Genomic DNA, 13679 nt, shown 5'->3' on the forward strand with positions numbered 1-13679 from the left:
CCTTTCTACGGATTTTTATGAGCGACGACAAGAAAACCAATTTCATTCGCCAAATCATCGACGCCGATCTTGCCGCTGGCAAAAACGAAGGCAAGGTAGCCACGCGTTTTCCGCCCGAGCCCAATGGTTACCTGCACATCGGTCATGCCAAATCCATTGTCCTGAATTTTGGCGTTGCCAGGGATTATGATGGCACTTGCAACCTGCGTTTTGACGACACCAATCCAGGAAAGGAGGACGTGGAGTTTGTCGAGTCCATCAAGGCTGATGTCCACTGGCTCGGTTTTGACTGGAATGAACGACTGTATTTTGCCTCTGATTATTTCGAGCAGTTGCATGATTTTGCCGTGGAACTTATCAGAAAAGGAAAGGCCTATGTTGACGACCTCGGTGCCGAGGAAATCCGCCAGTACCGTGGCACACTGACGGAGTCTGGCAAGGACAGTCCCTACCGCAACCGCACGGCGGAGGAAAACCTGGATCTGTTTGCGCGCATGCGTGCCGGCGAATTTGCCGACGGCGAAAAGGTTCTGCGCGCGAAAATCGACATGAGCTCAGCCAACATTAATATGCGTGACCCGGTTATCTACCGGATTCGCCATGGCGTACATCATCACCAGACCGGCGCCGAATGGGTCATCTACCCGATGTACGATTTTACCCACTGCCTGTCAGATATGATTGAAGGCATCACTCACTCGTTGTGCACGCTGGAATTCGAGGATCATCGGCCACTGTACGACTGGGTGCTGGATGTGCTGGAGACCCCGTGTCATCCGCAGCAAATCGAGTTTTCGCGGCTGAACCTGGAATACACGGTCATGAGCAAACGCAGGCTTACCGAGTTGGTGGACGAAGGTTATGTAGAAGGCTGGGATGATCCGCGCATGCCGACCATCGCCGGTTTGCGCAGGCGCGGGTATACGCCGGCGTCGATTCGCGATTTCTGCGACCGCATTGGTATTACCAAGTCTGACAACATTGTCGAAATGGCGGTGCTGGAGGACTGTGTGCGTAACGATCTCAATGAAAACGCACCGCGGCGTATGGCGGTGTTGCATCCCTTGAAGGTTGTAATCAGCAATTATCCCGAGGACAAAATCGAGAACCTGAAAGCGCCAAACCATCCCCAGCGCGAGGACCTCGGCGAGCGCACCATTCCGTTTACCCGCGAAATCTATATCGATCGTGATGATTTCATGGAGCAGGCCCCCAACAAGAAATTCAAACGATTGGTAACAGGCGGAGAAGTGCGGCTGCGTAATGCTTATGTCATCCGTTGTGACGAGGTGGTTAAGGACGGCCAGGGTGAAATTATCGAGCTGCATTGCAGCTATGATCGGGATACCCTGGGTGCCAACCCCGAAAACCGGAAGATCAAGGGCGTAATCCACTGGGTGTCTTCAAGCCTGGGGGTGCCGGCCGAGATTCGTCTTTATGACCGGTTATTTGCCGTGGCCAATCCCGGCGCCAAGGGCGCTGACTATCGTCAACAGCTTAACCCGGATTCATTGCGCACCCTGACTCACTGTTTTGTCGAGCCAGCACTGGCTGACGCGGAACCGGGCGAGGGCTTCCAGTTTGAGCGTGAAGGCTATTTTTGTCTGGACCCGGTCCGGCAGGTGGGGCATGACTCGGGTTCCGATCGGGCACAAATGGCGGTTTTCAACCGAACCGTCACCTTGCGCGATACCTGGGCCAAGATCTCGGCCAAATCAGGGGACGAATAGGATCGGTTCAATACCGCCAGGCGATATTGCGGCAGCGGCACGTCGGTTCATGCATCGCGGACCCGGACAGGTTTCCGATAATCTTTTTTCTGATTATACCGAGACGTGACGATAGTTGGGGCGCAGCGCATCGGCCATGTCCAGCCGATCCGAGAAATACTGGGCAATTGCGCGGCCTTGTACCCGATCCAGGACCTGGTAGCGGTAATTCATGCCAAAATGCCCCGGTTTGCAAAACAAGGCCTGTACTTCGTCTATCTGGCTGGCAAGGCGGGTGTCGCACACCAGGTCGTATTGGTGTGACCCGGGGTCGTAGGCGTTGATGGTGACCATTAACATAGTTCTGTCCAAATCCGGTTTGACCAAAGTTTGCAATATTGTAAACAGAGGGGTTGAGACCTTTCTGAGTACATTTATAGTCTAATCTTAGACAATCTGCCGGCATTGTCGTCCAAAATGTCGACATCCTGTCTGTAATTTGTGTCCGGTCATCGACCATGACATGTCCCTGTCACGGGTTACAATCAGCTCTATCGACGGATAAAGAATTCCAGTGCCCGTCGCATGTTTTGAGCTGGTAGACTTCGCCGCCCTGACGTCCAGTAACCCTGCGGTCCCGAGACTGCGCTTTGACGGGAGTATGAATATGAGCAGCCAGAGTACAGAAACGAATCAGCAAGTACCGGCCGACAACGAGGTGCCGGCGTGCTCAACCGGTCGCAGCCTGGGCATAAAGTGCGCCGTGATTTCCTGGGTGGCACCGCTGCTGGCAGTGATCATGCTTTACATCGGGTTGCGCTTTCCGGTGCTGAGTGTATTCAATATTGTCGTTGTTGGTTTTGGTGTCATGGCAATGATCCGCTCGGTAAACCATATTCGCCGGTTTGGTGCCTGCGGCCTTGGCGGCCATATCGTCATTGGCGGTATTCTCAACGCCGCTATCCTGGTGCTGGTATTTATCTACGTATACACCTCGGGTGACCCCCTGGGTATTCGCGTGCCATCCTGACCGGTCCCGGGATCTGTATTGATAAAAAATGGCGCCCGTGGCGCCTTGTTTATGCGACTGGCAACGTAAAACTGAAGGTACTGCCTCGCCCCGGCGCGCTTTTGACTTCGATGGCGCCATCCATCAGTTCGAGCAGCCTCCGGGTAATGGATAGTCCGATTCCGTAACCGTCAACGCCGGAGTTCTCGGCACCGGCACGTTCGAATGGCTGGAACAGTTTTTCAAGTTGTTCTGGCTCCAGTCCGATACCGGTATCAATTACCGATACCTTTACCCGGCCGTCAGCAACCGATTCACATGTCAGTGTTACGGTTCCGCTGTTCCTGTTGTACTTGATTGCATTGGATATGAGATTGAGCAATACCTGTTTCAGACGAAACGGATCAGCCAGGCAGTTGATGCGGGAATCCGTAATGCGATTGTCGATTACCACGCTGTTTCTTGCGGCAAGGTTATCGTGAAGCATGATGCAGTTATTGACCAGCGTGATAAGTGACACAGTTTCCCTGTTGATCGTGATCTGGCCAGAATCAATTTGTGAAAGCTCCAGCACCTCGTTTACCAGCTGCAGAAGGTGTTCACCGGCCTGCAGAATTTCTTGAATCGACGACTGATGGTTATCGCCCATCATTTCGTCCATTTCCAGAAGCTGTGCGTAGCCAAGTACGGCATTGAGAGGTGTGCGTAACTCGTGACTCATGCGTGACAGGAATTCGGTTTTGGCGTTGTTGGCCTGTTCGAGCTGATTCTGCGCCTGGTTCAGTTTTTCAATAAACTGAATGCGCTCAATAACCGGGGCAAGGTGCGCCGCCATTTTTTGCATGATTCTCAACTGGCGTTCATCCGGTGGTCGCACCCCTTCGTTGCCGATGGTGCCCGTGCACAGCGTTCCGAAGTTCTTTCCCGCCAGGCGGATTGGAATATTGATTACAGTCCAGATATCCAGCGCCTTGACGATTGCCTTGTCCGTCCGCGGGTCTTCGTACATGTTGTCCACCACCAGTGGTACATCACTGTTGATAACGTCAACCATGAACGGATCACCGGATATTTGCAGAGTCGGGTAGCTGCTGGAAATATTGTCGGCAATCGTGCCACTGGCACTAATCAGCTTGACATAGTCATCCTCCTCGTTGGCGAGGATATACATAAGCGCATAGGAGTAGCCGACCTGTTTCTGCATGGCGTCTGATGTCGCCGCCAGTGCATCGTCGTAGCTTGTCACATTCTGCAGCCGCCTCGACCATTCAAGCAGGAAGCGATTTTCTTCCTCCAGTGCCTGCAATTGCTGTTCCGCTTCCATGGTTTTGCTGATATCCCAGCAGTAGCCGAGATAGCCAATAAACTCGCCGTCACTGTTGTATCGGGGAATGCCGGTATCCAGGATCCAGCCGTAACTGCCATCAGCACGACGTAACCTGAATTCCATCTGGAATTTCGCGCGCGCAGCAAATGCAGCGTTGCAAGCTTCAATGGCGCTGGTGAGATCGTCAGGATGAACGCATGTCGCCCAGGCGGTACCCAGTTGCTGTTCCATCGGCAGCCCGGTGTAGTCGAGCCATGCATTGTTAAACCAGATTCCGTCATTATTGGTATCGGAAATCCAGATCATTGCAGGCGCCGCGCAAGCCATATTGCGGAAGTCTTCGTCAGACAACTGTTTGCAAAATTCGCTGGCAAGTGAAGAAGAGGTAGTCAAGGTAATTATGGCTATGAATATTGTTGGACGAAATTCCCGTTTAGATAATAGGCAATAGTGCCCCGTATGTAACGCGCCCCATGTTAAACAATTGTTATCAACTGTTAAATAATCAGTATTCCCACAAATAAAACGCCGTAACACACCGTCGTGATCAGACGGGTGTTACGGCGTGAGCCAGTCAGTATTTCAGTGTCAGTAGTGGCTAGGCTGCCGAGCGGTTTTGCTGACCTGAAAACGTGCGACGTTTTTTGTTTCCAGTGGCGGCCTTGCCATCACCGCGCCTCGGTCGATAGCTGGAGCCTGTAGATTCCTGTTTGTCCCGGTACTGCGCTTTTTTCTTGAAGCCACCGGTATTGCGACGACGTTTCGCGGGGTCGGCGGCTTCGCGAACCGGCGCATGTTTGGGTTCAAATCCTTCCAGGGTGTCCGTCTGAATACGGGACTTGATCAGTTTTTCGATTTCCCTGAGACGAGAGAACTCGTGATTGCCAATCAGGGAAATCGCCGTTCCCTTCTTGCCGGCACGGCCGGTACGGCCAATGCGGTGGACATAGTTCTCAATATCATCCGGCAGTTCGTAGTTGACTACGTGCGAAAGCTGGTTGATATCGATACCGCGGGCGGCGACATCGGTCGCCACCAGGGTTCTGACCTTGTTCTTTTTGAACATGGCCAGTGCCCGGTTACGTTGACCCTGGCTCTTGTCACCATGAATGGCCGCGGCACGAATGCCCTTGCCGTCCAGTTGCTTGGCCAGTCGATCGGCGCCTCGCTTGGTGCGAGTAAATACCAGAACCTGTTCCAGGTCGTGCTGGTCGAACAGGTGTGCCAGCAAGTCGGTCTTGCGATCGTTGTCGACCTTGTAGGCGGTCTGGGTAATATTTTTTGCCGTGGCGTTGGGCTTGGCTACCGAGACTTCTTCCGGGTTGGACAAGTAACTGCCAGCCAGCCCGCGAATGGTGCTTGAGAAGGTGGCGGAAAAAAGCAGCGTCTGGCGTTTCTTGGGAATGGCGCGGAATATCCGCTCCATGGCCGGAGCAAAACCCATATCCAGCATGCGATCGGCTTCATCAAGAACGATAAATTCCACCGCTGACAGGTCAATGGAGCCGCGCTCAAGGTGATCGATAAGTCGTCCAGGTGTCGCCACCAGGATATCCACGCCACGGCGAAGTGCCTTGAACTGTGCTGTCATACTGACACCACCGTAAATCGGCGTTGATTGGATGGACAGGCCTCTGCCGTATTTGACAACGCTGTCGTTGACCTGGCCGGCCAGTTCCCGGGTTGGCGTCAGCACCAGGGCGCGTACCCTGGGCTTGCCCCTGGATTCGGTAGCAGACAGCAGGTCAAGCATCGGCAGGGTAAAGGCAGCGGTTTTGCCGGTACCGGTTTCGGCGCTGGCCATGACGTCTTTGCCTTTGAGGATAACCGGAATTGCTGCTGCCTGGATGGGTGACGCAGTGGTATAGCCGGCCTTGTGAATGGTCTGGAGAAGCTCGGCGCGAAGGCCAAGTGAATCAAATGACATAAGTACTCCTGATCACGTGACGTGATCGGTTGTTGCGCTGGCATTGGCCAGGGCAACCGGTTTTACGACGCAGCTGCGTCGTATTTGGACAATGCGGTGATGATCCCGGAAAGCTAGATGGACACATGAACCGCGCAGGGTTTGAAGCTACCCGCGACGGAGAGATTGGGGCTGAACTAGCAAAGTCGATCGTGTTGATCAGACCTGCATCAGTACCTGAAGTTCCACGAGGTAATTGGCGCTGTCGGTCGGTGTAGACCGGGCGCCTGACTGCAAACGCGCGCGGAGCCTAACACAGGGCGGCGTGAATCCCCAGTGCTTATTGTGTGTATGATGAAAAAAAGTTGGCCTTTTTAAAAATGGGGGTGTAGAGTGATGTTTGCTGCAGAGTCGCAGCGGCGTTTTGGTTTACCTTTTTTTGGCCCACCGAATCCACCGTTCTATCCTGCAGTGACAATTCTGTTTAATTATAAAGGTAAAGATCATGTCTACAGGTACAGTAAAGTGGTTCAATGAAGCCAAAGGTTTCGGCTTTATAGCCCAGGATGATGGTGGAGCAGACGTATTCGTTCATTTCAGCGCTATTCAGGGCGACGGCTTCAAGACCTTGTCTGAAGGGCAAAAGGTATCCTTCGATATTAATGAAGGACCTAAAGGCCCACAGGCGGCCAACGTCGTTCCTCAGTAAGCTGGTTCCGGGGTATCGATCTCCAGGAATGATTTTCAAAGCCCTGCCTCCCGGCAGGGCTTTGTTTTAGCTTCTACTCTTAAAGGCTGGGTTCCGTTGGGGTCCAGACCGTCGGTAGTCATTGCCATTTCTCATGGAATCTGAGCGATCTATGGCTGGTTGATAAAGATCCCAGTCGGGCAGGATTGTTTTTCCGGTCGGCACGTTGTCCGGGAACGCTTTTATTATTGGACGATTGTCAGAGAATACAATGTTATATCTGTCGCCTTGGTATTCTCTATTTCCCTGAATTGAACTTCCGGTCCTGACCCGGTTGTTTATCCGTGGGGAATGTCGGTGACTCGAAATATTGCATATCTGGTACAGGTTTCAATTTGCCAATCCAGGCCAGGTGATTCCACCGGGTTTCCAAAGCCGGCCAATCATGACGGCCACTGCCCGGATTTCTTTGTGCCTGGGGAGCAAGTCGCTGCGCAGCGTAAAAGCAGCCACCGGAACCCGCTCTGGCGGTTTTGGACAGTTTTCCTTGATCTACCCGTGGTCAATGCAGGAATCCGGGGTAAATCGACATGCGTATCAGTGACGTGGCAACGAGTCCCCCGGCAGCCATGTGATCGGCGAGTGCATACCAGTTGCCGCCGCTATGGCTGTTTTCGACCAAAGCTTGTCGGGAGTTCCAGTGCCCGGGCGCATACATATCAGTGTCCTGGTGCCTTAAAACCATCCTAAAAAGCGGGTAGAGGTATGATTTGGGTGCAGACAGGTCACGAAAAAGTCAGTATATTGATTCTCAGTTACACAGTCCCGGCAACAAAATTAGACGCCAGTCAAACAGGAGGAGCGGGTTGTGGAGAATATGGCGCTGATATTCGGCACGGCGTTGGTCATTTATCTGTTATGGCCAAAGATTCAGTCGTGTTTTTTGTTCCAGAAGCAGCGAGACCTTCCCATTCGTGGTCTTGAGGAAGTTGTCGGTCGGGACAAGGTCGATTCGACCATGCTGCTGTATTTTTACAGTCCCAACTGTGGGCCTTGTCGGAAAATGAGCCCCCGTATTGACAAGTTGTGTGCCGATGGTCTGCACATCCAGAAAATTAATGTGCTTGAGCATCGCGAATTTGCGGTCAAGGCCGGTGTCGTTGGCCTGCCTTCGGTTATGCTCGTGCAGCAGGGATTATTGAAACGCAAGATCCTGGGTTCGGCCTCGGAGCGTAGACTGCGTCACCTGCTTTCCAGTTCAGAAGATGTAACCCAGGCAGCCTGATACCCGGATTGCCTGCCAGGCTTATCCCTTAAAATTAACCAGTGAGCACCTTATGTTTGGTGGTGAGCAAAAACGCCGCTCCATGGATGATGTTGTCGCCTACTCGACACGCATTGGTCCGGATGCCCAATTCCAGGGAGAGTTTTCCGGTGCCGGTGACTATGCTGTTGCCGGTCATGTAAATGGCCAATGTCATATTGACGGTGTGTTGTATATTGAGCCCACGGGTAGTTGGCAGGGTGATATTCAGGCCGGTACCGTAGTTATCGCCGGAACGGTTAACGGCAATGTTCATGCAATTGAAAAACTTGTGCTGGAAAAGGGCGCCATTGTTAAGGCCAAGCTTACCGCCAAGGCCATTGCTATTAGTGAGGGCGCGTGCTACCAGGGCAAGATTTCCATGACTGGAACAAGTAATATTACTCGATTTTCGGAGAAACGATCATCAGGTCATAAAGAAGATTGATTGTGTCAATCAAGCAGCAGACGTGGGTTTGTTTCGCTGGCCGGAAACCTTACACTGTAGAGTCACCCAGATAACCCAGGCACACTTCATTGGACCCATTGCAGCTTGATGATATTCGTGAGCGCAACAACACCCGACTCCTGCCATTGCGTGAGCAGATTCGCGCCGGCCAGCACTGTGATCTGTTAATACCCTACGCCAAGGCTTACCTTGGGCTCTTCCTGAATCTTGATAACAGGCTGCCGCCAGATGAACGTCTTGCCAGCTTTGTTGACCAGGGTCTGCTGCCGGATATCTACCAAGGGTTTGAGGCATCCGTTGATGCAGCCTCGTTCCCGACGCCGGAGCAGTTCTCTTCACCGGGGCAGCCCGGCCAACTAGAACGTTGCTGGGTGTTGTTGGCCTGTTTCAGGCGCGGCATTGACCATCTGGGCGATGCGTTTTTTGATAGGGTTTCATCATCTGTACGCCAGAGTGCTTTTTGTTTTGTTATGACGCTCGAGCAGGGTGAGCGACCGGACTGGCCGGAGCGGTACCTGGTCAGGTATCAGCAAGAGGCCGAGCAGGCGCTGATGGCATCCTGGAAGGGCAGTCGAGCGGCCACGGCGGATGTTTTGCCGGGCATGGATTGGTATTTTGGCCAACCGGTGACCCCCAGCACCGAGCTCATATACTGGATTATGGCTAACTGGCGCCACCTGAGTTATGGCAACTGTTACGCATTGCTATACACGGCGTGCCGCTTTGGTGAGCCTGACCGGCTGGCGGAGTTGGCAGATGCCGCGTTGCAGGAAGACTTCCCGGTTCGTACCCGCATGCTATGGTGCGGAGTGGCCTTGGTGTCTGACCCGAGGCGTCATGCTCAGGCGCTGCAGGGCCTGTGCGGGTTTAACAAGGAAAAAATTGTTCCCTTGCTGGATTTCTGTGTATCCGTGCTGGAATTTATACCGGAGCCGGAACGGCGGGCGCGAATCAGTGCCGCGTTAATTCGTATTGCCGGCCCCAAGTTTCCGCCTTTCGATGACAGTGACCCCATTGTCGCCAAGCTGGCTTTGTTGTTGAGTGTCTTGGCGGACGGTCCGGTCACCGTAAAGCGGGAACTGATTGAGACCCTGGACAAGGTCAGGGTGCTGCGCGCCTATCGGCCAGCGTTGAGAAAAATCAACATTCCGGAAAAATGACCCCTTGATGACGTTTTTGCCCGAATCGACCGTTAACAGGATCGAATGGCAAAATTGTCGGGATTTGGAGAGCAAGATGAGAAAATTGACTTTATTCGTACTGGTGACCGCGATGCTGTTTGTATTGAGTCCCGGCCATGCTTCTGAGATTACCGTGTACAAGGCGGCCACATGTGGCTGTTGTAACAAGTGGGTGGATCACCTGGAGCGCGCCGGGTTCACGGTGAAGGCGCATAACGTGGTAGACGTGGTGGAGTACAAGATTCGCCATGGCGTGTCGCCGGAGCTGGGTTCATGCCATACGGCCCTGGTTGACGGTTATGTCATTGAGGGGCATGTGCCTGCCGATGATATCAAGCGATTGCTGAAGGAAAGGCCTGTCGCCACCGGCCTGGCGGTACCAGCCATGCCCATGGGGTCGCCGGGAATGGAAGGTCATCGCAAGGACGATTACGAGGTAGTGCTGTTCGGCCGCGATGGCAGCCGCAAGGTATTTGCCCGTCATTAGCAGTGCTGGCGGGTGATGATCGAGGCCGCCTCAGGCGGCTTCGTCGTTAATTTCCGGCAGTTCTGTATCTTCGTCGAAGAATGACCACAACAGGTGCGCCACCAGGTCCGAGGCGATGACTGTGTGCCTGTTCTTTCGCTCGAGCAATTCCAGCCGCAGTTTTTGTGCCAGCACGCCGTCGCCGGTCATATTGAAAATGATATCCACGCCCTGTCCCAGGTCGGCTAATTGCTTGATGTCGCTGAATACCGGAACACCATTTTGCTGAAAGCCCAGTGCCACCGGAGAGCTCAGGTTGTTGTGAACGGCGGCGACAATTTTGACTGGTCGCTGGTCAATCTGGATTTTTTCCAAAAGGTGCAGGGCAAAAATCTCTCCGGCTTCGCCCAGGCCGATAATGGCAACATTGATTATTTTCGCCATAATTTCCCCCTGTCGTTCCCAAATAACCGATTTGCTCAATGCCGTTCAGTGTGACAAAGCCTGGCCGGCCACTATTTGTGTAATTATGTAGGTAATTATAGACAGAAATATTTTGTCGCAAGTAAATGCAGGGGAAAAAACCGGTTTATCACCCGCGGGATACCGGCGTCACCTTTGGTCGCTGGCGCCCCGGGGTTTTGGTTGGTAACGGGTACACGAACAATATTGCCGTAGACCGCTGTCCTGTGCCCGTGTCTGCCAGGAAATCGCCGCAAAGCCGGTCAGCGACGCCAGGGCTCGATACTTCCCGGGACTATTGATTTACTCAATCGGCTTGCCTGTCTTGCGCACCCGGACCACTTGCGTCGATGGTGACAGGTTGATTTCGTCAAATACCGTCCCCGGTCTCGCTTGCAAGACCTCAAGCGCTGCTTCGGCGACGGCGCCAGGTTCAATAATGTTGCCTATATCGTGGCGGGTGTCGAGGTTGTGGATAAAGCCATTGCGTACCAGGCCGGGATTAATGATGGTGATACGAATGCCGGTATCGCTGCAGTCTTCTCTAAGCGCCTGGGCCAGGCCGCGCAGGGCAAACTTGCTGGCGTTGTAAATGGCGCCGCGTCGATCACCGTTTAACGTGGATTCCGAGCCGATAAAAATGATATTGCCGTAGCCCTGTTGTTTCAGTTGGGGCAGGAATTGTTTTACCACGTAGGCCTGGCTGGTGAAGTTACTGTCTATTGTTGAGCGAACCTGGTTCCAGCTGATCTGTTCCAGTGAGCCGATGTGTCCGGCATCGGCACACAGAATCATGGCCTCGATTTCCGGCAAGTCCCGGCCGACGCGTATCAGTGCTCCGGGGAGCGAATCGAGATCAGAAAAATTCACCGCGATCGGGTGGAAACGTCGCTCGTCAATACCGGCTCGGGGAAAGTCCGGATCCGTACCTACTACCGTGTAACCCTTCTCAAGCAACAACAGGCTGCAGGCTCGACCAACATCGGCACTGGCACCGGTAACGAGTACAACCTTGTTGGCAAGCCGATCAGCCATGGCATATCCGTTGCGAAAGTCACAAGTGAAACTAGGGTTGATTAATATGATGAAGAATAGACCTGGTTGCAACGATTTGCATGCGCAGAGTCGTCGCTTTTGTTGCAACCGGTCAAAATGCCCGTGATAGTGTCGGTAAACTGGTTGATGGTTCCGGTAGCCAGGCCGCATCGCCAAACCGGGATTGGTGATAAAGAATATCTAGCCTGGTGCAACGTTCCCGGTGCTGGCTATATCAATGTTTGCCGGAATGTTCGTATTCATCCATCCCGGGTTCGGAGTCGTCAGCATTGCCAAGGCGGTCAATGATGGATTGGTGGTACGCCAGCTCATGCCAACGTTTGTAGCGGGTTGCGTCGGAGATAATGGCGGAACATTTTTCATTCAGCGCTTTACGGGCGACGGCTTCCTGCGGTGCCGTCAGGGTTCCGGAGTCGATGATATTCACCAGTGAACGAACCTGCCGCAACTGCATGTTCTCCCCGGCCCCGGATTTTCCGTCGCCGGGATTATCAAATCGGTTGACTGCCGGTGCATCGATACAGGCAACCGGGTATGCCGAGCACAACCGGAGCCAAAAGTCGTATTCACTGCAGAGCGATGGGCTTTCATCGAAGCCGCCAAGCTGATCCAGCGCCGTGCGATGAATCATGGCTGTTGACAGGGATATCACTGGAGCCGAAAGGCAAAGGTCAAATATCATGCCTTGCGGTCCCTTGGTGGTATCAGCGAATGATGCCTGCCCGCCTTCCCTGATTGTTCTTTCGGTACCGTAAACTACGCGACAACCACGATCATGATTTGCAATACCCAGTTGCAGTTCAAGCTTGTTCGGCAGCCATTCGCTGCAGGCATCAAGAAATGCGATCCAGTTCCCGCGGGTCTTGCGAATACCGGTATTCAGTGCGGCCCCGGTACCGCGATGTTCACGGTAATAATAGTGCACCCCTGGATAGCGCAGCTGCATGATGTCTGGGGTGTGATCAGTGGAACCATCATCTATAACGACAATTTCATCTGCCGCCCGGGACTGTGCAAGCACAGAATCCAGTGCGCGCGGAAGCGTGTCGACGCTGTTATAGACGGGAATAATGACCGAAACGGATGGCATGGCAACCTGAAAAGGTTGCATTATAACCCGCGCCAATTTGCAATGCACTTTGACACCGGGATCTTTGTCGAAGTCGCGAACCCAATCCTGTTCTGGTAGCATTGCCCGACTTTTCCCGGCTTGAAAACTTATGGCACGCACATCCAGAAAAACTTCGGGCAAAACCGGTGCGGTTACCGGCAAGGTGCCGGTGCTTCGGGTGACGCCCGCATCCGGCATGACACCGGAAACCAAGTGCAGTTTCTGCGTCAATACGACCTGTTGTACCTATTATACGCAGGAACTGGATACGCCGAGATCCATGGAAGCTTTTGATACCATGTTGTGGCAGCTGTCTCACGAAAATACGCAAATCTACAAGGAAGATGGCGGCTGGTACTTGCTTGTCTACAATCGTTGCCGTCACGTATTGAAAGACGGACGTTGTGGTATCTATGAAAAAAGACCACAAATTTGCCGTGAACATTCCAACGACGACTGTGAGTTCAATACACCGTCAACGGCCAGTGATTTTGAGTTGTTGTTTGAATCCTGGGAATCCCTGGACAATTACTGTCGCAAGCGCTTCAAGAGCTGGGACAAACGATTTGAAAAGTGGGCTAAACAGGCCTGACGAGGAGCCTACTACATGGCAACACATATAACCCCGGAAGAGCAACAGGCCTTGGCAAAAATGCTGCTCAAGCTGCTGGATGACTGGAAATTGAGTTCGGAGCAGCAGATCAGCCTGCTCGGCATGCCTGATTCGACACGGATCAGGGCGTTGGCGCGTCACCGTGCCGGAGAACCTCTGCCTGATGATGGACAGTTACTGGCACGGACACAGCACCTGCTCGCGATAGAGCGGGCATTGCATACGAGCTTTCCAACCAATGTCGCGCTGGCCAATTTCTGGATCACCACCGAGAACCAGTATTTTGGTGGGCGCACGCCACTGGAAATCATGCTCGAAGAAGGCATGGACGGCATTGAGCGCGTTCGCGCCCACCTTGAGCACACTGATGGCTGGTGAA

The 13679-nt window shown here is 53.3% G+C and carries 16 protein-coding genes; 9 read left to right on the top strand and 7 right to left on the bottom strand.

The features are described 5' to 3' along the window. The first annotated feature begins 17 nt into the window (after positions 1–17). The gene (locus OEZ10_01545) at positions 18–1730 is read left to right on the top strand and encodes a glutamine--tRNA ligase/YqeY domain fusion protein (protein ID MDH5631659.1); all 1713 of its coding nucleotides are present in this window, start codon (positions 18–20) and stop codon (positions 1728–1730) included. 93 nt (positions 1731–1823) lie between these two features. Here OEZ10_01545 and OEZ10_01550 read toward each other — a convergent pair whose 3' ends face one another. Continuing rightward, a complete protein-coding gene (locus tag OEZ10_01550; GenBank protein ID MDH5631660.1) occupies positions 1824–2069 on the bottom strand; it encodes a hypothetical protein in 246 nt (81 codons plus the stop codon). Between the two features lie 307 nt (positions 2070–2376). On the opposite strand from OEZ10_01550, the gene OEZ10_01555 reads away from it, so the two are divergent. Continuing rightward, the gene (locus OEZ10_01555) at positions 2377–2739 is read left to right on the top strand and encodes a hypothetical protein (GenBank protein ID MDH5631661.1); all 363 of its coding nucleotides are present in this window, start codon (positions 2377–2379) and stop codon (positions 2737–2739) included. 49 nt (positions 2740–2788) lie between these two features. On the opposite strand, the gene OEZ10_01560 is transcribed toward OEZ10_01555, so the two are convergent. After that, complete coding sequence (locus OEZ10_01560) at positions 2789–4582, bottom strand: ATP-binding protein (protein MDH5631662.1); 1794 nt, start codon at positions 4580–4582, stop codon at positions 2789–2791. A gap of 61 nt (positions 4583–4643) precedes the next feature. Then, positions 4644–5972, bottom strand: a complete 1329-nt coding sequence (locus tag OEZ10_01565) for a DEAD/DEAH box helicase (GenBank protein MDH5631663.1) — start codon at positions 5970–5972, stop codon at positions 4644–4646. Positions 5973–6456: 484 nt separating this feature from the next. On the opposite strand from OEZ10_01565, the gene OEZ10_01570 reads away from it, so the two are divergent. Further along, positions 6457–6660, top strand: a complete 204-nt coding sequence (locus tag OEZ10_01570; GenBank protein MDH5631664.1) for a cold-shock protein — start codon at positions 6457–6459, stop codon at positions 6658–6660. Positions 6661–7201: 541 nt separating this feature from the next. Here OEZ10_01570 and OEZ10_01575 read toward each other — a convergent pair. Next, complete coding sequence (locus OEZ10_01575) at positions 7202–7357, bottom strand: hypothetical protein (GenBank protein ID MDH5631665.1); 156 nt, start codon at positions 7355–7357, stop codon at positions 7202–7204. 159 nt (positions 7358–7516) lie between these two features. Here OEZ10_01575 and OEZ10_01580 point away from each other — a divergent pair, with 159 nt between their 5' ends. The 4 genes from OEZ10_01580 (at position 7517) to OEZ10_01595 (ending at position 10079) form a co-directional block, all read left to right on the top strand. Beyond that, positions 7517–7924, top strand: a complete 408-nt coding sequence (locus tag OEZ10_01580) for a thioredoxin family protein (protein ID MDH5631666.1) — start codon at positions 7517–7519, stop codon at positions 7922–7924. 52 nt (positions 7925–7976) lie between these two features. Then, entirely contained in the window at positions 7977–8390 is a 414-nt protein-coding gene (locus OEZ10_01585; GenBank protein MDH5631667.1) for a polymer-forming cytoskeletal protein, read from the top strand. A gap of 89 nt (positions 8391–8479) precedes the next feature. Continuing rightward, the gene (locus OEZ10_01590) at positions 8480–9571 is read left to right on the top strand and encodes a hypothetical protein (GenBank protein ID MDH5631668.1); all 1092 of its coding nucleotides are present in this window, start codon (positions 8480–8482) and stop codon (positions 9569–9571) included. A gap of 76 nt (positions 9572–9647) precedes the next feature. Next, the gene (locus OEZ10_01595) at positions 9648–10079 is read left to right on the top strand and encodes a DUF411 domain-containing protein (GenBank protein ID MDH5631669.1); all 432 of its coding nucleotides are present in this window, start codon (positions 9648–9650) and stop codon (positions 10077–10079) included. A 30-nt stretch (positions 10080–10109) separates the two neighbouring features. On the opposite strand, the gene OEZ10_01600 is transcribed toward OEZ10_01595, so the two are convergent. The 3 genes from OEZ10_01600 to OEZ10_01610 all read right to left on the bottom strand — a co-directional run bounded on the left by OEZ10_01600 (position 10110) and on the right by OEZ10_01610 (position 12687). Next, positions 10110–10502 (bottom strand): hypothetical protein, encoded by a 393-nt coding sequence (locus OEZ10_01600; protein MDH5631670.1) that lies wholly within the window; start codon positions 10500–10502, stop codon positions 10110–10112. A gap of 321 nt (positions 10503–10823) precedes the next feature. Further along, positions 10824–11555 (bottom strand): SDR family NAD(P)-dependent oxidoreductase, encoded by a 732-nt coding sequence (locus OEZ10_01605; GenBank protein MDH5631671.1) that lies wholly within the window; start codon positions 11553–11555, stop codon positions 10824–10826. Positions 11556–11790: 235 nt separating this feature from the next. Beyond that, the gene (locus tag OEZ10_01610) at positions 11791–12687 is read right to left on the bottom strand and encodes a glycosyltransferase (protein MDH5631672.1); all 897 of its coding nucleotides are present in this window, start codon (positions 12685–12687) and stop codon (positions 11791–11793) included. A gap of 109 nt (positions 12688–12796) precedes the next feature. Between OEZ10_01610 and OEZ10_01615 the strand changes: the two genes are divergently transcribed. Further along, entirely contained in the window at positions 12797–13279 is a 483-nt protein-coding gene (locus tag OEZ10_01615; protein MDH5631673.1) for a YkgJ family cysteine cluster protein, read from the top strand. 15 nt (positions 13280–13294) lie between these two features. Then, positions 13295–13678, top strand: a complete 384-nt coding sequence (locus OEZ10_01620; GenBank protein ID MDH5631674.1) for an MbcA/ParS/Xre antitoxin family protein — start codon at positions 13295–13297, stop codon at positions 13676–13678. The last annotated feature ends 1 nt before the right edge of the window (position 13679 follow it).

The sequence above is a fragment of the Gammaproteobacteria bacterium genome (genome assembly GCA_029880545.1).
Classification (GTDB): domain Bacteria; phylum Pseudomonadota; class Gammaproteobacteria; order Acidiferrobacterales; family SZUA-150; genus JAOUOD01.